The organism is Paraburkholderia sp. BL27I4N3 (genome assembly GCF_003386115.1).
Taxonomy (GTDB): Bacteria; Pseudomonadota; Gammaproteobacteria; order Burkholderiales; family Burkholderiaceae; genus Paraburkholderia.
In genome coordinates this window covers 1,947,084-1,963,416 of sequence record NZ_QREJ01000001.1, presented here as the reverse complement: position 1 = coordinate 1,963,416, position 16,333 = coordinate 1,947,084, and the positions used below count along the sequence as shown (strand labels likewise).

15 protein-coding genes and 1 other RNA gene are annotated in these 16,333 nt (G+C 63.7%); 10 read left to right on the top strand and 6 right to left on the bottom strand.

Going from position 1 to position 16,333, the window contains the following annotated elements; genetic code table 11:
• Positions 1-11 precede the first annotated feature (11 nt).
• From recR to ffs, 4 genes are all read right to left on the bottom strand, one after another.
• Positions 12-608 (bottom strand): recombination mediator RecR, encoded by a 597-nt coding sequence (recR, locus tag B0G71_RS09105; protein ID WP_106283547.1) that lies wholly within the window; start codon positions 606-608, stop codon positions 12-14.
• Between the two features lie 267 nt (positions 609-875).
• Positions 876-1,202 carry a YbaB/EbfC family nucleoid-associated protein gene (locus B0G71_RS09100; RefSeq protein ID WP_007182071.1) on the bottom strand — a complete coding sequence of 109 codons (327 nt, stop codon included), beginning with the start codon at positions 1,200-1,202 and terminating at the stop codon, positions 876-878.
• A gap of 67 nt (positions 1,203-1,269) precedes the next feature.
• A complete protein-coding gene (dnaX, locus tag B0G71_RS09095) occupies positions 1,270-3,951 on the bottom strand; it encodes a DNA polymerase III subunit gamma/tau (protein WP_116141129.1) in 2,682 nt (893 codons plus the stop codon).
• 229 nt (positions 3,952-4,180) lie between these two features.
• An RNA gene (gene ffs / locus B0G71_RS09090) (signal recognition particle sRNA small type) lies at positions 4,181-4,279 on the bottom strand.
• A 442-nt stretch (positions 4,280-4,721) separates the two neighbouring features.
• On the opposite strand from ffs, the gene trxA reads away from it, so the two are divergent.
• The 8 genes from trxA (at position 4,722) to B0G71_RS09050 (ending at position 13,662) form a co-directional block, all read left to right on the top strand.
• On the top strand, positions 4,722-5,048 hold the full coding sequence (gene trxA / locus B0G71_RS09085; RefSeq protein ID WP_006048864.1) for a thioredoxin TrxA: 327 nt from the start codon (positions 4,722-4,724) through the stop codon (positions 5,046-5,048).
• Positions 5,049-5,287: 239 nt separating this feature from the next.
• A complete protein-coding gene (rho, locus tag B0G71_RS09080) occupies positions 5,288-6,556 on the top strand; it encodes a transcription termination factor Rho (RefSeq protein WP_006048863.1) in 1,269 nt (422 codons plus the stop codon).
• A gap of 213 nt (positions 6,557-6,769) precedes the next feature.
• Entirely contained in the window at positions 6,770-7,321 is a 552-nt protein-coding gene (locus B0G71_RS09075) for a MerR family transcriptional regulator (RefSeq protein ID WP_116141127.1), read from the top strand.
• Entirely contained in the window at positions 7,318-8,874 is a 1,557-nt protein-coding gene (locus B0G71_RS09070; protein ID WP_116141125.1) for an MFS transporter, read from the top strand. Before B0G71_RS09075 ends, B0G71_RS09070 begins: the two co-directional genes overlap by 4 nt.
• A 14-nt stretch (positions 8,875-8,888) precedes the next feature.
• The gene (locus tag B0G71_RS09065; RefSeq protein WP_116141123.1) at positions 8,889-9,722 is read left to right on the top strand and encodes a zinc-dependent peptidase; all 834 of its coding nucleotides are present in this window, start codon (positions 8,889-8,891) and stop codon (positions 9,720-9,722) included.
• 238 nt (positions 9,723-9,960) lie between these two features.
• Entirely contained in the window at positions 9,961-10,227 is a 267-nt protein-coding gene (locus B0G71_RS09060; RefSeq protein WP_007182076.1) for a type B 50S ribosomal protein L31, read from the top strand.
• 295 nt (positions 10,228-10,522) lie between these two features.
• Entirely contained in the window at positions 10,523-12,280 is a 1,758-nt protein-coding gene (locus B0G71_RS09055) for a glycosyltransferase family 39 protein (protein ID WP_116148429.1), read from the top strand.
• A gap of 2 nt (positions 12,281-12,282) precedes the next feature.
• Positions 12,283-13,662, top strand: coding sequence for an MATE family efflux transporter (locus B0G71_RS09050; RefSeq protein WP_116141121.1), 1,380 nt, complete (start codon positions 12,283-12,285; stop codon positions 13,660-13,662).
• A gap of 188 nt (positions 13,663-13,850) precedes the next feature.
• Here B0G71_RS09050 and B0G71_RS09045 read toward each other — a convergent pair whose 3' ends face one another.
• The gene (locus B0G71_RS09045) at positions 13,851-14,300 is read right to left on the bottom strand and encodes a carboxymuconolactone decarboxylase family protein (RefSeq protein ID WP_116141119.1); all 450 of its coding nucleotides are present in this window, start codon (positions 14,298-14,300) and stop codon (positions 13,851-13,853) included.
• Positions 14,252-14,746 (bottom strand): MerR family transcriptional regulator, encoded by a 495-nt coding sequence (locus tag B0G71_RS09040; protein ID WP_116141117.1) that lies wholly within the window; start codon positions 14,744-14,746, stop codon positions 14,252-14,254. Before B0G71_RS09040 ends, B0G71_RS09045 begins: the two co-directional genes overlap by 49 nt.
• A 322-nt stretch (positions 14,747-15,068) precedes the next feature.
• Between B0G71_RS09040 and B0G71_RS09035 the strand changes: the two genes are divergently transcribed.
• Together B0G71_RS09035 and B0G71_RS09030 are read left to right on the top strand one after the other, a co-directional pair.
• Positions 15,069-15,665 carry a helix-hairpin-helix domain-containing protein gene (locus B0G71_RS09035; protein WP_116141115.1) on the top strand — a complete coding sequence of 199 codons (597 nt, stop codon included), beginning with the start codon at positions 15,069-15,071 and terminating at the stop codon, positions 15,663-15,665.
• Between the two features lie 80 nt (positions 15,666-15,745).
• Positions 15,746-16,315 (top strand): YidB family protein, encoded by a 570-nt coding sequence (locus B0G71_RS09030; protein WP_404935327.1) that lies wholly within the window; start codon positions 15,746-15,748, stop codon positions 16,313-16,315.
• Positions 16,316-16,333: the final 18 nt, after the last annotated feature.

Below are 16,333 nucleotides of genomic sequence, written 5' to 3'. Positions count from 1 at the left end.
AGCCCCTTGTGCTACATCGAACGCCGGTCGAGCATGGCGCGGGCGATCGTGCCGGCGTCCACGTATTCGAGTTCGCCGCCCACCGGCACACCGCGCGCGAGGCGCGTCACGGCCAAACCGCGCGCCTTCAGCGTCTGCCCGAGGTAGTGCGCGGTCGCCTCGCCTTCGTTGGTAAAATTGGTGGCGAGCACGACTTCCTTGACCACGCCATCCGATGCGCGTTTGACCAGCCGGTCGAAATGAATCTCCTTCGGCCCAATGCCGTCGAGCGGACTCAGACGTCCCATCAGCACGAAATAGAGACCGCGATAGGTCATGGTCTGCTCGAGCATGATCTGATCGGCAGGCGTTTCGACGACGCACAGCAAAGTGGCATCGCGCTCCTCATCGAGGCAGACCTCGCAGATCTGCGCCTCGGTGAAGGTGTTGCACTTCTCGCAGTGCTTAAGATGCTCAGTGGCGAACAGCAACGAGCGGCCGAGTTTTTCGGCGCCGTCGCGATCGTGCTGCATCAGGTGATAAGCCATGCGTTGCGCGGACTTCGGCCCGACGCCGGGCAGCGCGCGCAGCGCTTCGACGAGCGCCGACAAGGCGGAAGGTTGTTTCATGCGGATCGGCGTCGAAGTGGGTAGTGCCCGGCAATCCGGGTGGCGATGCGGTTGATACGATCGGTTTCCATCATTGCGGCGAGGGCCAGCCCGAGGGCGCACGTTGCACGCCTAAGCCGAACGAACGCCGGTCGAGTCAAGCCGGAACAAGCGCGCAGCGAGTGCAGCACCGGCGGCACATGCAGTGTGCGCAACTCACACGTTCCGTTCACGCCGCGGCGACAACTGCCGCGGCGCCTGAGCCGCCGCCTCGCGGCGTCGTCGCGTTCAGAACGGCAGTTTGAAGCCCGGCGGCAGCGGCAGACCCGAAGTCATGCCGCCCATTTTCTCCTGCGCGGTGGCTTCGGCTTTACGCACGGCGTCGTTGAACGCGGCGGCGACCAGGTCTTCCAGCATGTCCTTGTCGTCGGCGAGCAGGCTCGGGTCGATCGATACGCGGCGCACGTCGTTCTTGCAGGTCATCGTCACCTTCACGAGACCGGCGCCCGACTGCCCCTCGACTTCGATCAGCGCGAGTTGCTCCTGCATCTTCTTCATATTTTCCTGCATCTGCTGAGCTTGCTTCATCAGCCCGGCGAGTTGGCCTTTCATCATGGACATGCTCCTTCTTGATAGCGTGAAATTCGAAAATCGGGCGCGCTAAAAGCTGTTGCGCTGCGAATCAGTGGACCGACGGCGCGCCGTTCGCGCCGGCGTCCGGAGTAATCGGGCGGATCGAGCCCGGCACGATGCTCGCGCCGAACTCGCGGATCAGCGACTGCACGAACGGATCGGCGCCGATCTCGCGCTCTGCTTCCTGTTGGCGCTGCGCGCGCAAGGCGGCGTCGTGCGCGGCGGCCGTGCGGCGCGCCGGCCCGACTTCGACGAGCACGTCGACAGCCTGGCCGAGCCTGTCGGCGAGCGCGGCTCTCAGTTTAGCGACCTGCGAGGCTTCCGCGTACTGCGGCACCGGCACGCTCAATTTGAGCGTGTTGCCCTCGAGCGCCATCAGTTCGCTGTTGAACGCCAGCTGATAGGAAATGCCCTTGAGCGGCAAGTCGACGGCCAGCGCCGGCCAGTCGCCCTTGAAACCGAGCGGATCGAGCGGCACCGCGGGCGGCAGCGGACGTTGATCGACCACCGGCGCCGGCGTGGACGCTGCGGAGGTATTCACGCGGACATCATCCGGGCCGCTGTCGAACACGGGCATGTAGCCATCGTCGGGCAGGCCGTAATAACCTTCGTCCGCGGCGGTGAGCGGCATGTATTCGTCGGGCGGCATGTCGTCCCACGGCGGCACCGACGCGCCGTTCTGCTCGGCGCCATTGCGCTGCGCGGGCGCTGAAGAGGCGGACGCGCGAGCCGCCGGTGCTGCCTCCTGCGGTGCGCGGCGCGGTGCGCCCGGCGTCGGCACGGGAACGACGACGTGCGGCGCGGCCGGTTTCGGCGTAGCGGGAACGGCAGATTTTGCGGCCGCTGCTGCGCTCGCGCGGCCACGGTCCGAGGACACTTTCAAACCGGCACTGCGCAGGACGTCGAGCGCCGCGCTCGCGCCGCCTGCGCGACGCGGTGCGCTATCGGCCGCGGGCGACGGCTCTTCCGACGGGGCCGCGGCGGCGGCCTGCTCGGTGCGAGCGAGCGCCGCAGCCGCGGGTGCGCTTAGTGAAGTCGCGGGCGCAGAGTCGGCGAGGGATGCCACAGAGGGAACCTCGGCGGCGGCCGCGCCATCGGGGCCGGCGGTTACGGAAGCTTCGTTCGCCGCCGAGTCGGTAGGCGCGTCATCCCACGGTGCCAAGGCGGCGGCCGCCGGGGCCGCAGACGAGACCGGCGACGCGGATGCCGCGGGGGCATCGTCCACCGGCTGCGACTGCGCCGAATTCACGTTGTGAACAACCGGCACCGACTCGCCGGCGACCGCCGGTTCCGCGCCAGGTGATTGCTCTGCTGCCTCGCCTCGACCAGAATCCGGCGACGTAGCTTGAACGCTGTTATCAGCAGGCGGCACTTCAATTGGGCTACGGGCTTGCCGTACCGGCTGAACCGCAACGCCCTTCTCCAATGCCACGGCATGACCCGGCTGCGTTTCACGAACCGGCGCAGCGGCGTTCACGCTCGCACCACGCGAATTCGTCAACGCAGCGCTTGCAGTCGCGCTCGCGGGCGCTCCCGACACACCTTGCTGCGCGGCCACAGCTGGCGCACCGGCACGTTTTGCCCCACTCGCTCCCGCCTGGCCAGACGCGCGCGCCGAACCCACGGCGCCACCGCCACCGCCCGTGGGTGCCGGTTCGAAGGCGAGCATGCGCAGCAGCGTCATGGTGAAGCCGGCGTATTCGTCCGGCGCGAGACCCAGTTCGCTCCGGCCGATCGTCGCGATCTGATAAAACAGTTGCACCTGCTCGGCGCTCAACGCTTCAGCGAAGCGGCGCAAGTCGGCCGCCTCGGGCCACTCGTCCAGTACCGACGACGGCGCGAACTGCGCCCACGCGATCCGATGCAGCAAACTCGCCAGATCCTGCAGCGCCGTGGAAAACGACAGGCTGCGCAACGCCATCTCGTCGGCGACCGACAGCACCGCGGCGCCGTCGCCGTCCGCGAGCGCGTCGAGCAGACGAATCAGGTAGCTCTGGTCGAGCGCGCCGAGCATGCCGCGCACGGCTTCTTCATTGACCTGATTGGCCGAATAGGCGATCGCCTGATCGGTCAGCGAAAGCGCGTCGCGCATCGAACCGTCGGCCGCGCGCGCGAGCAGGCGCAGCGCCTGGGCGTCGTACGGCACCTTCTCTTCGCCGAGAATATGTTCGAGATGCGAGACGATGTGGCCGGCGGGCATCTGCTTCAGATTGAACTGCAGACAGCGCGACAGCACCGTGACCGGAATCTTTTGCGGATCCGTCGTGGCAAGAATGAACTTGACATGCGAAGGCGGTTCTTCCAGCGTCTTCAACATGGCGTTGAAGGCGTGGTTGGTCAGCATGTGCACTTCGTCGATCATATAGACCTTGAAGCGCGCATCCACCGGCGCGTAGACGGCGCGCTCCAGCAGTGCCGCCATTTCGTCGACGCCGCGATTACTCGCCGCGTCCATTTCCACATAATCGACGAAGCGCCCTTCGTCGATCTCGCGGCACGCGCGGCACACGCCGCACGGCGTGGAGGTCACGCCGGTTTCGCAGTTCAGCGCCTTGGCGAAGATGCGCGACAGCGTGGTTTTGCCGACGCCGCGCGTGCCGGTAAACAGATAGGCATGGTGCAGACGGCCGCCGTCGAGCGCGTGCGTGAGCGCGCGCACCACGTGCTCCTGTCCGACGAGCGAAGCGAAATCCTTCGGCCGCCATTTGCGTGCGAGAACTTGATAGGTCATCGGGAAATTGTATCAGTAACGATGGCGTGCAAAACCGATTCGCGACCGCCCGCGAACGCATCCCGTCACTTCATTGGAAGCGGCTAACGGACCGATAGGAAAAAATAGATGAAGCGCGCGAGAAGCATCAGGAGGCGTGGCTGCATGCCGCTGCGCTCAGGGTAAACAGAAGATGGGATGCGTTTGCGGAAGAACCCGCGGAGAAAAACAAGAACAACAAAAAAAGGAAGGTGACGAGCCCGACCCTCGGCACTGGTGGAAAACGGCTGTGGCTGCTTCGTTCCCGACCTGACCAGGTTGACCATCCCTCCATGCGAGGAGGCCCGTCACGAAACATTCTATCATCGCTTGGTCCGTCGTGCGACTGTTAATACGAGCAAATCGTCAACGGCGCGCGGAATCGCTACTTGCGCACCATATGGCCGGTCTCGCAGCGAGGCCGGCGAAAGCCACTTGAGTTTGGCCGGCAAGCCACCAGATAGGTTGCGTCATGGTTTGATGAATCACGGTGGCACTTCGTCGGCAGCCATTGGCCCCACTGCCCTGATGAGTACTATCGGCCCCGGCAACGCATAGCGAATTAAGCTAAACTGCCGTACGGATGACCCGCAAACGCGAGCCTTCCGCATACTCCGAAACAGGTTCACACCTTTTCCGGTGTGTGTCGGCAAAGTTCCGGTTGCGGCAAAGCGAACGGAAGTTTCCTTAGGTTTTGACGTATCGTGGCGAGCAATTCAGGCGGGCCTCGAACCGATAGAGGTATTCATACAATGAGCGAACAAATCAAGCATATTAGCGACGCATCGTTCGAACAGGACGTCGTGAAATCCGATAAACCCGTGCTGCTCGATTTCTGGGCTGAATGGTGCGGTCCGTGCAAAATGATCGCGCCGATCCTCGACGAAGTCGCGAAGGATTACGCCGATCGCCTGCAAATCGCCAAGATCAACGTCGACGAACATCAATCGACGCCGGTCAAGTTCGGCGTGCGCGGTATCCCCACGCTGATCCTGTTCAAGAACGGCGCTGTCGCCGCGCAGAAAGTCGGCGCACTGTCGAAGTCGCAACTCACCGCGTTCCTCGACGGCAACCTGTAAAGCGGTCAGAGCAACGCGCTTGGAGGCCTCTTCGAAAGCCGCGGGCGCGTTGTGTTAAGCGTGTTGTCGGGCGACAACACGCTTAACAAGAAAGATGCCATGCCGTCGCACCGGCGGAAACTGGCGTGTGCTATGCTAGAATCCGCAAAACGTCGAAAAGACGTGTAAGTCCTTGAGCGGTTCCGCTCACTCTCCTCCCAGATTTCAATTCGTCGCACCTTCTCCTGCGGGTTCTCCGTATGCATTTATCCGAGCTTAAGACTCTGCACGTGTCCGAATTGATCGAGATGGCCAATGGCCTCGAGATCGAAAGTGCGAACCGCCTGCGCAAGCAGGAATTGATGTTCGCCATTCTAAAAAAACGAGCCAAAACGGGCGACACGATCTTCGGCGACGGCACGCTCGAAGTGCTGCCGGACGGCTTCGGCTTCCTGCGTTCGCCGGAAACCTCGTACCTGGCCAGCACGGACGATATTTATATCAGCCCGTCGCAAATCCGCCGCTTCAACCTGCATACGGGCGACACGATCGAAGGCGAAGTGCGTACGCCGAAAGACGGCGAACGCTATTTCGCGCTGGTGAAGGTGGACAAGGTCAACGGCCAGCCGCCGGAGGCCTCGAAGCACAAGATCATGTTCGAAAACCTGACGCCGCTGCACCCGAACAAGGTGCTGCTGCTCGAACGTGAAATGCGTGGCGAGGAAAACGTCACGGGCCGCATCATCGACATGATCGCGCCGATCGGCAAAGGCCAGCGCGGCCTGCTGGTCGCATCGCCGAAGTCGGGTAAGACCGTGATGCTTCAGCACATCGCCCACGCGATCAAGCAGAACCATCCGGATGTCGTGCTGTTCGTGCTGCTGATCGACGAACGCCCGGAAGAAGTGACCGAAATGCAGCGCTCGGTGGCGGGCGAAGTGATCGCCTCCACGTTCGACGAACCGGCCGCGCGTCACGTTCAAGTCGCCGAAATGGTGATCGAAAAGGCCAAACGCCTCGTCGAAATGAAGAACGACGTGGTGATTCTGCTCGACTCGATCACGCGTCTCGCGCGTGCGTACAACACGGTCGTGCCGGCCTCGGGCAAGGTGCTGACGGGTGGTGTCGACGCCAACGCGCTGCAACGTCCGAAGCGTTTCTTCGGCGCGGCGCGCAATATCGAGGAAGGCGGCTCGCTGACCATCATCGGCACGGCGCTGATCGAAACCGGCAGCCGCATGGACGACGTGATCTACGAAGAATTCAAGGGCACCGGCAACATGGAAGTGCACCTGGAGCGCCGTCTTGCTGAAAAGCGCGTCTATCCGTCGATCAACCTGAACAAGTCCGGCACACGCCGCGAAGAACTGCTGATCAAGCCCGAAGTGCTGCAAAAGATCTGGGTGCTGCGCAAGTTCATTCACGACATGGACGAAGTCGAGTCGATGGAATTCCTGCTCGACAAGATCCGTCAGACGAAGAGCAATTCGGAGTTCTTCGACATGATGCGTCGTGGTGGCGGCAGCTAAGGAATTGGGCTGATCCAGCCGCAGCATACGCACCGCAGAGAAAGCCGCTCGTCGCAAACGAGCGGCTTTTTTTTCGCCCTTCGATTTGCCACCCGCGCAGGGGTACAGACCGCGTCCGGTTGCCAACGGCGACGTCGATCATCGCTGCAACCTGAACGTGAACGTACACGTTGCAGTACAATGCCACCAGCCCGTCATGTCAGTCACACACCTATGTCCAAGGACTCACCCACTCTGCTGACGGTGCGCGACGCCGCCGAACGTCTCGGCGTCACACCGCGCACGCTGAAGTACTACGAGGAACGCGGCCTCGTGTCGCCCACGCGCAGCGAAGGCCGTTACCGGCTTTACGACGAGGACGATCTGAAGCGCTTCGGCCGCATTCTGCGTTTGCGCTCGCTCGGCTTCTCGCTGCACAGCGTCACCGAAATGCTCAAGCGTCCGCTCGAATCCGTCGACGGCGGCCACCGCTATTCCACCGAATCGCTGCAGCAGATTCACGACGCCATCGAGCAACAGGTCGCAGCACTCGACGCGCGCATCGAAAGCGTGCGCCGCGAACTGAAGGAAGCGCAGAAGCTGCGCGCGGAACTGAGCCCCGACCTCGACTACCTGAAGCGGCGCCTTGCCGGCGAGAATGCGGAGGCGTTGCTTGAACAGCGCCGCAACGCGCGCGCCAAGGCAGGCAACGCAACACCTTCGAAACGGGCCAAAGAACCGGACAACCCCACGCCGGGCGAGTCCACGCCGGGCGAATCCACATGAGCACTACATCGCCCCGCGTGTCGTTGTTCAGCGTCGAAAAACTGCGCGGCGATTTCTTCCCCTGGGTGCTGGCCGTCGTTACCGGCCTCGATTATTTCGACAATTCGATCTTCTCGTTTTTCACCAGCTATATCGCCGGCGGCATCAATGCGTCGCCCGATGAACTGGTGTGGGCGTCGAGCGCCTATGCGGTCGCGGCGGTGCTCGGCATCCTGCAACAGCAATGGTGGGTCGAACGCTTCGGCTACCGGCGCTACGTGGCCGGCTGCATGCTGCTCTACGCCGCCGGCGCGCTGGCCGCGGCGCTGTGTGAATCGTCGATCGAATTGGCGTTCGCGCGCGGCTTTCAAGGCTACTTCATCGGCCCGATGATGGGCACCTGCCGCATCCTGATCCAGATGAGTTTCAAGCCGCAGCAACGGCCGGCGGCCACCCGCGCGTTTCTCATACTGATCGTCCTGAGCAGTGCGCTGGCGCCACTGATCGGCGGCCAGCTGGTCGGGCATTTCGACTGGCGCGCGCTGTTCGCGTGCACGGCGCCCGTGGGCGTGCTGTTCGCCGTGCTGGCCTTGCTCGCGCTGCCCGACTCCGGCAACCGTTTGCCAGAGGAACGCGGCTCCTCGCATTTCTGGCCGTACGTCATCTTCGCGTTAGCCCAAGGCGCGCTGCAGATCGTGATGCAGCAGGTGCGCTTCCAGTTGTTCAGCGCGTCGCCCGGATTGATTCTGCTGAGCGTCGCCGGGATTGTGGCGCTGGGCTGGTTCGCCTATCACCAGTGGCATCATCCCGCGCCGCTCGTGCGCCTGCATGCGCTGCGCGAGAAGGTCTTCCAGGTCGGCCTCGTGCTTTACATGTTTTATTACTACATCTCGACGGTATTCAGCTATCTGATCTCGCGCTTTCTCGAGAGCGGTCTCGGCTATCCGGTCGAAAACACCGGGCAACTGGTCGGCACGACGTCGCTGATTTCGGCGAGCGCCCTGTTCGTCTATTTGCGTTACGCGAAGCTGCTGCCGCGCAAGAAATGGATCATCGTGTCCGGCTTCGCGGTCGCCGCGTTCGCCGCGGCACTGATGACGCGCATGTCGCCGGGCGCCAGCGAAGCGGCGTTGATGCTGCCGCTGCTGTCGCGCGGTTTGCTGCTGCTGTTCATCGTGCTGCCGGTCGCCAATCTGACATTCAAAATTTTCGCCATTGAAGAATTCAGCCACGGCTACCGGCTGAAAAACATCGTGCGGCAACTGACCATGTCGTTCGCAACGGCCTCCGTGATCATCGTCGAGCAACATCGCCAGGCGCTGCACGAAACTCGCCTCGCGGAGTTCGTGAATCCGTACAATCCTGTGTTCCAGAACTCGCTCGCCGCGCTGACGAAAAGCTTTGCCGCCGCCGGCCGCTCGCCCTCCGAGGCGCACTCGCTGGCGCTCGTGGAACTCAGCCGCAGCGTCGCGCAACAAGCCAGCTTTCTGACCTCGCTGGACGGCTTCTATTTCCTGATCGGCGTGGCGATATGCGGCGGCCTGTTTGCCGCGTGGCAAAAACAGATCGACTAAGGTTGCTTCAGGCCATGCTCTCGAAACTGACTCAATGGTTCGGCACACGCCGGCGCGAGCGCGCGCTGCGCGACTTCGCGATCGGCGATCCGCTCTGGCAAGCCACGCTCGGCGGCCTGCCGTTCCTCGCGCACCTCGCCGCGCCGGACCTCGTGCGTCTGCGCGAAATGACGAGCCTGTTCCTCGCGCAAAAGGAATTTTCGACCGCGCACGAACTGGAACTGACTGACGCGATGACCGTGGCGATCGCCGCCCAGGCATGTCTGCCAGTGTTGAACCTGAGCCTTGAGTTGTACCGCGGCTGGGTCGGCGTGATCGTCTATCCGGGCGAGTTCGTGATCCGCAAGACGGTCGAGGACCAGGACGGCGTGGTGCACGAAGTCGAACAGGACGCGAGCGGCGAAGCATGGGAAGGGGGCCCCGTGGTGCTGTCGTGGGAAGACGCGCAAATGACGGACGGCACCGACGCCTACAACGTCGTGATTCACGAATTCGCGCACAAGATCGACATGCTGAACGGCGAAGCGGACGGCCACCCGCCGCTCATGCGCCGCTGGCACGCGCCGCTCGATTCGCAGGCTTGGGCCGACGTGTTCGACCACGCTTACGACCACTTCTGCGCGAAAGTCGACGCGGTGCCGGAGCGCCGCTGGGCACGCTTCGAGCGCGAGTCGCTGATCGATCCGTACGCGGCGGATCATCCGTCGGAATTTTTTGCCGTTTGCAGCGAGGCGCTGTTCGTTCAGCCGCAGGCGTTCGAAGCCGAGTATCCGGAGTTGTACCGGCTGCTTGCGCGCTATTACCGGCAGGATCCCGCGCGAGTCGGCTTGACGTTCTCGCCCGTCTGATGCGCAACGCCCGCCAGGCAAGGGTTGCCGCCCGGCCCGCAAGATGGTCGCCAAGCGAGCCGGACAGCCGTGAAAACGGCGCGTGCCCTTAGCAAAAAGCCCAGCAAAAGTCGTCAAGCGACTGATTTTCTGGCATAATCGCCGTTTTTCGACCATAGGCAAGTGGCTCGCGCCTAGATGCGGTTCGTTCGAGTACGGCTGCACGCGGGTTGGCTACCGCCAGATTAAAGGAAAGACCATGAAAGAAGGCATTCACCCGGATTACCGCGAAGTTCTGTTCATCGACGTGTCGAACGACTTCAAGTTTGTGACGCGCTCGACCATCCAGACGCGTGAAACCGCCGAATTCGAAGGCAAGACCTACCCGCTCGCCAAGATCGAAGTGTCGTCGGAATCGCATCCGTTCTACACCGGCCAGCAAAAGATCATGGACACGGCAGGCCGCGTCGAGAAATTCCGCAACAAGTTCGGCTCGCGCGCTACCGGCAAGGTGGCAGCGAAGTAATACCTGGCTCGTCGCCGGCTCTGGCCGGCAGCGAAGCAGGAGCAAAAAGGGCAGCGCGAGCTGCCCTTTTTTGTCGCCCGGCTGATCATCCATCGCCAATGCGGCGGCGAAAAGCTACGAGCACGGGGCGCCACCCAAACCGTGTTACAGCTTTCCCAACCACGTTGCGAGCCGTTACCGGCCGTGACGCGCATCGCACGGCACGACTACAATGCCGGATGCTCCAGACTGGCCATTCGAACCGGACATGCCGTCCGGTCCCGGCTGCACCGCTTATCCGATATCCACACACCGCATGAGACCTGCCGTTCGCCTCACTGCCTCAGCGACCAGTGCCTTGCCGCGCTGGCTGCTGCTGACCATCTGTATCGTCTACGCATCGTTCGGACTATTCGGCCGCGATCCGTGGAAGAACGAGGATGCAGCCGGCTTCGGCGTCATGTGGACCATGGCCAACGGCGGCGCACACGACTGGCTGCTGCCGAATCTGGTCGGCAAATACCTCACTGAAGACGGCCCGCTCGGCTACTGGTTCGGCGCCAGCGCGATCCGCCTGCTCGCGCCGTGGGTCGATGCGAGCAATGCCTCGCGCGTCTTCACGGGCCTGATGTTCTGCGCGGGCTGCGCGTTCGTCTGGTACGCCGCTTACCTGCTCGGCCGGCGCGCCGAAGTCCAGCCGTTCAAATACGCGTTCGGCGGCGAGCCAGAACCGCGCGATTACGGCCGCACGCTCGCCGACGGTGCGCTGCTGATCCTGCTTGCCTGCTTCGGCCTTGCCGAGCGCGGCCACGAAACCACGCCGCAACTCGCGCAGTTCTTCGGCATCGCGATGCTCGTGTACGGGCTCGTGCGCATGATCGACAAGCCGATTCAGGGCGCGCTGATCTGGGGGCTCGCGATCGCCCTCGTCACGCTGGCCAGCAGTCCGGTGCTGGTCGGCGCGCTGCTGCTCGGCACGTTGGCGATGACCCTGATCGTGCGCGAAACGCGCTCGCGCTGGCTGCTGCTGGCGGGTCTGCCCGTGGCGCTCGTGCTGTCCGTGGCGTGGCCGATCGCCGCGCTCGCCGCCTTCCCCGACGACGCCGTCTGGTATCTCAATCAATGGGTGCACGTCAGCTTGAGCTCGTTCGCTGGGCCGCCCGGCTCGGTGGCCGGCTACGCGCTGAAAAACCTGCCGCTTTTCACCTGGCCCGCGTGGCCGTTGGCGCTCTGGGCGTGGTTCAGCTGGTCGGGATTGCGGCGCGCGCCGCATGTGGCCATTCCGCTTTCGGTGATCGGACCTCTGTTCGTGCTGGTCGTGCTGCAGAGCCATCAATCGAACCGGCTTTACATGCTGCTGCTGCCGCCGCTCGCGGTACTGGCCGCGTTCGCGCTGCCCACGCTCAAGCGCGGTGCGATCAACGCGATCGACTGGTTCGCGCTCCTGAGCTTCACGATTCTCGGCAGCTTCGTCTGGCTGGTTTATATCGCGGGGCTGACCGGCTTTCCGCATCCGCTCGCGCGCAATCTCGCGCGTCTCGCGCCGGGTTTCGCGCCGCAGTTCAAGATCCTGTCGTTCGCGTGCGCGGTCGCCGTGACGGTCTGCTGGTTCGTGCTGGTGCAGTGGCGGCTCGCGCGCCATCCGAAAGTCCTGTGGCGCAGCGTGGTGCTCTCGAGCGCCGGCACCACCCTGATGTGGGTGCTGCTCATGACGCTGTGGCTGCCGGTGGTCAACTACAGCCGGACCTATAAGGACGTCGCCGAACAGATCGCCGCCCATCTGCCGGACGACTACACCTGCATTTCGCCGGTGCGCCTCGGCAATGCGCAGATCGCGACCTTCGCGTATTTCGGCGACATGCACTTCTCCTTCGACCAGGACTGCGACGTGATCCTGCGTCAGGATACGCAGGACTACGGCGAGCCGAGCGCGATGTCCGACTTCGTCTGGAAGCTGGTGTGGGAAGGCCGCCGCGTGGCCGACCGCGACGAACGCTTCCGCCTGTACGTGCGCATCGACCGTCCGAAGCCGCCGGTCGTCAAGCGCCGCAACTGGCGCAAGAAGTCCGACTGAGCATGTTCGCCGACGTACGGAAAATCGCCGGACTCGCGTGGCCGGTGCTGATCGGGCAACTGGCGATCATCGCGTTCGGCGTGATCGACACGGCGATGGTCGGCCGCTACTCGGCTGTCGATCTGGCGGCGCTCGGCCTGGGCTCGTCGGTCTATATCTCCGTGTATATCGGCCTCACCGGCATTCTGACCGCGCTGCAACCGATTACCGCGCAACTCTACGGCGCGCGCCGCTACATCGAGATCGGCGAGGAGGTTCGCCAGGCCTTGTGGCTCGCACTCGCGCTGACGGTGATCGGCTTTCTGATTCTGTTTTTCCCGGGCCCGGTGTTGCAGATCGCGCGCGTGCCCGAGGCGCTGCACGAGCGCACCGTCGCGTACCTGCGGATTCTGGCCTTCGGCTTGCCGGCCGGCCTCGCTTTTCGCGTCTACAGTTCGATCACCAATGCGGTCGGCAAACCGCGGCTCGTGATGATCCTGCAGATCGGCGCGCTGCTGCTCAAAGTGCCGCTCAACACGTGGTTCATCTTCGGCGGTTTCGGCATGCCGGCGCTCGGCGGCCCGGGTTGCGCGCTTGCCAGCACGACGATCAACTGGGGGCTGGCCGCGCTCGGCATGTTGCTGCTGACACGCGTCGACGTGTTCAAACCGTTCGCGATCTTCGCGCAGTTCTGCTGGCCAGTCTGGCGACGCCAGGCGGCGCAACTGCGGCTGGGCATTCCGATGGGACTGTCGTATCTGATCGAAGTCACCTCCTACACGTTCATGGCGCTCTTCATCGCGCGCTTCGGTACGACGACGCTCGCCGGCCATCAGATCGCCGGCAATATCGGTGCGGTGCTGTACATGACGCCATTGTCGATCGGCATCGCTTCGTCGACGCTGGTCGCGCAGGCACTCGGCGCGCATCGTCCGGCAGCGGCGCGCACGCTGTCGCGTCACGGCATCATGATGGCGATGGCGATCGCCTGCTGTTACGGCGCGGTCGTGCTGGTGCTGCGGCCGTACATCATCGAAGGCTATACGCCGAATGCGCAGGTCGTCGCGGCGGCGTCGCCGCTGGTGCTGATCGTCGTGTGCTATCACCTGTTCGATGCGTTGCAGATCACTACCGCGTTCGTGCTGCGCGCCTACAAGGTGGCGGTCGTGCCGACCGTGATCTACGCGGTGGCGCTGTGGGGTGTGGGGCTCGGTGGCGGCTATGTGCTCGGCTTCAACGTGACCGGCGGCACGCCGGAATGGCTGACCGGCGCGCGCGGCTTCTGGGTAGCGAATACCGCGAGTCTCGCGATTGCGGGCATCGGCTTGCTGATGTACTGGCGGGTGGTGAGCAAGCGCTATTTGCATGCCGAGGCGGCGCTTCGGGTCGATTCGGCGGCTTGACGGGGCTACTGTACAGCGGTGAAATGCGCGGGTTTCCCGCTGGTGAACTGCAGTTTGGTCTCTGTCCACAGCCCCGTTGTCGTGGGGACTGCCAATAACGGACCGTTAGTTGCGTTAGAACCACAATAAAAAGCGGCCGCGCAATGCAGCCGCTCGGCCTACCTTGCTGTCGCCGTTGCCCGAGGATATCAACCCGCGTGCGCTTGCTCCTCCAGCACCTGCGCCGCGCTCGCCGCTTGCCCATCGCTCACCGCCTGGTCACGGCGCTCGAAAATCTCGCGCGCGGCAAACAACGCATTCAGCGCCGCCGGAAAGCCCGCGTACAGCGCCATCTGCATGAACACCTCGACGATCTCCTCGCGCGTGCAGCCGACGTTCAACGCCGCCTCGATATGCACCTTCAATTGCGGCTGCGCGCAGCCGAGCGTGGCAAGCGATGCGATCGTGGCAATCTCACGCGCGCGCAGATCGAGTTGCGGCCGGCTGTAAATGTCGCCGAAGCCAAATTCGATCAGCAGACGGCCGAAATCCGGCGCGATCGGCGCCAGCGCGGCGATCACCTGTTCGCCGGCCGAGCCGTCAATCTGTTTCAGTTTGTCCCAGCCTCGGGTGTAGCGGTCGTTGTGTGCGTGGTCCATCGTGAGTCCTCTTCCGAATGTGAGTGCGCCTGGGTTTCGTCGGTTTGTCGTGTCGAATGCTCCGCGGCGGCTGCGCGCCCAGCCGCTTCGTAGTACGCGATCTTGTCGACGATCGCGCCGAGGTTGCTCTGCAACTCGGCGATCCGCGCCAGAACTGCATCCCGATGCGCCACCAGCAGATCGCGGCGCGCGCCCACCGTAGGCTGCCCTTGTGCGCGCAAGGCGGCGAACGCCTGCATGCCGGCGATCGGCATGCCGGTCGCCTTCAGGCGCATCAGGAACCGCAGCCAGTCCAGATCGGCCGGCGAATACAGCCGATGCCCCGCCTGCGTGCGGCCGACGGCGCGAATCAGCCCGGCCTGCTCGTAATAGCGCAACGTATGCGTCGAAACGCCGATCGTTTCAGCGACCTGCCCGATGGTGAGTGCTTTCGAGATATTCGACATGACGGAACTCAGGTTAGGACTTCGAGTGCACTCTAAGTCAAGTGCGTCATGCTGTCATTTGTCTCCGCTGTCATTTTTTACGGCGTGAGGTTTTGATCGATAAGCTCACAACAGCCTAATAACAAGGCAAAAGGTTTAAATCTTGTTCACACTGATTTACTTGTCGTGAATCGATCGGTATAAATCGTCCGCGTTCGCAAATAAGGGCGCGCAATTTGTTCTATGCTTAAGCGCAGCGAAAGCTGACAGGCTGCTGTCGTCCGAGCTTTGTACGGGTCGTCCCTTCGCGGCTAACTTTTTTGCCCACAATGGAGTGCTTGCCATGCTGAAGAAGCTTTTAATGCTTTGCGTTGCTTTGGCTTTGTCGCTGTCGGCCGGATTTGCGGCGGCCGTCGAAGTAAATTCCGCCGATCAGGCGGCGCTCGAATCGGTCAAGGGTATCGGCCCGGTGCATGCGAAAGCGATCATTGACGAACGCACGAAGAATGGCCCGTTCAAGGACGCCGACGATCTCGCCACGCGCGTCAAGGGCATCGGCACGAAATCGGTGACCAATCTCGAAGCGGCAGGCCTGACGATCAACGGTTCGTCCACACCGCCGAGCGGCGCCAAGCCCGCCGCGAAACCGGGCAGCACGGCCACGACGAAGGCAGCGCCGGCCGCCGCGCCTGCGGCCACGACCGCGGCGCCAGCCACGGCTGCGACCACGACGCCGGCCGCGCCCGCGGAGGCTTCCGGCGCGAAGGCATCGAAGTCTAAGAAGAAGAGCAAGGCTGCGGCATCCGACGCGGCGGCGGCATCCGCGCCGGCCGCCACGACCGCGGCGGCGCCGGCCAGTGCCTCCGACAGCAAGGCTTCGAAGAAGAAAGCGAAGAAGAGCAAGGCCGCATCGGCTGCGGCGGCCTCGGGCGGCGCCTGACAGCACGGAACGAGGACCGGACAGAATCACACGGAGTACGAAACAGGATCAGGCAGCGGCAGCGCAACGGCCCAAGGGTTATGCGCGTGGCGGCCACGCCAATGCACCGTCGGCGCCGTCTCGCCGCCGCCCGCCTTCCTCCCACAGCGCCGCGCAACCGCGCGGCGTTTTCACCCGCTGACCCGTCGAGCACGTGTCGGCATTCAAGAGAGACTGTCATGAGCCTACTCGACACACTCGGTTCCCTGGTTGGCAAATCCCCCGAAGGCGGTGGTGGCCAGCAAGCCCTGATCGCGGCTGCGCTCGAATTCGTCAACAGCCAGCCGGGCGGCCTGAACGGCCTGATCGACCGCTTCAAGGAAAAAGGCCTCGGCGACGTCGTGACGTCGTGGGTCAGCAATGGCGAAAACCAGCCGATCGCGCCCGACGCGCTGCACAGCGTGCTCGGCTCGGAAACCGTCACCAACCTCGCGGCGAAGGCCGGCGTGCAACCGGATCAGGTCACCGGACTGCTGTCGCAGATTCTGCCGCATGTCGTCAATGCCGCCACGCCGGAAGGCGAAGTGCCGGCCGAGGGCAAGCTGAACGCCACGACCGTGCTCGGCGCGCTGGGCGGCTTGTCGGCGTTGTTCGGCAAAGGCAACGCGTAACGACACGGGCGGCCTTGG

Bases quoted from the DNA above. Each gene is read 5' to 3' on its own strand.
- B0G71_RS09045 (WP_116141119.1), bottom strand. From the start codon at position 14,300: ATGGACCACGCACACAACGACCGCTACACCCGAGGCTGGGACAAACTG.
- B0G71_RS09060 (WP_007182076.1), top strand. From the start codon at position 9,961: ATGAAAGAAGGCATTCACCCGGATTACCGCGAAGTTCTGTTCATCGAC.
- B0G71_RS09040 (WP_116141117.1), bottom strand. From the start codon at position 14,746: ATGTCGAATATCTCGAAAGCACTCACCATCGGGCAGGTCGCTGAAACG.
- B0G71_RS09050 (WP_116141121.1), top strand. From the start codon at position 12,283: ATGTTCGCCGACGTACGGAAAATCGCCGGACTCGCGTGGCCGGTGCTG.
- recR (WP_106283547.1), bottom strand. From the start codon at position 608: ATGAAACAACCTTCCGCCTTGTCGGCGCTCGTCGAAGCGCTGCGCGCG.
- B0G71_RS09100 (WP_007182071.1), bottom strand. From the start codon at position 1,202: ATGATGAAAGGCCAACTCGCCGGGCTGATGAAGCAAGCTCAGCAGATG.
- B0G71_RS09070 (WP_116141125.1), top strand. From the start codon at position 7,318: ATGAGCACTACATCGCCCCGCGTGTCGTTGTTCAGCGTCGAAAAACTG.
- B0G71_RS09075 (WP_116141127.1), top strand. From the start codon at position 6,770: ATGTCCAAGGACTCACCCACTCTGCTGACGGTGCGCGACGCCGCCGAA.
- B0G71_RS09055 (WP_116148429.1), top strand. From the start codon at position 10,523: ATGAGACCTGCCGTTCGCCTCACTGCCTCAGCGACCAGTGCCTTGCCG.
- trxA (WP_006048864.1), top strand. From the start codon at position 4,722: ATGAGCGAACAAATCAAGCATATTAGCGACGCATCGTTCGAACAGGAC.
- rho (WP_006048863.1), top strand. From the start codon at position 5,288: ATGCATTTATCCGAGCTTAAGACTCTGCACGTGTCCGAATTGATCGAG.
- B0G71_RS09065 (WP_116141123.1), top strand. From the start codon at position 8,889: ATGCTCTCGAAACTGACTCAATGGTTCGGCACACGCCGGCGCGAGCGC.
- dnaX (WP_116141129.1), bottom strand. From the start codon at position 3,951: ATGACCTATCAAGTTCTCGCACGCAAATGGCGGCCGAAGGATTTCGCT.
- B0G71_RS09030 (WP_404935327.1), top strand. From the start codon at position 15,746: ATGCGCGTGGCGGCCACGCCAATGCACCGTCGGCGCCGTCTCGCCGCC.
- B0G71_RS09035 (WP_116141115.1), top strand. From the start codon at position 15,069: ATGCTGAAGAAGCTTTTAATGCTTTGCGTTGCTTTGGCTTTGTCGCTG.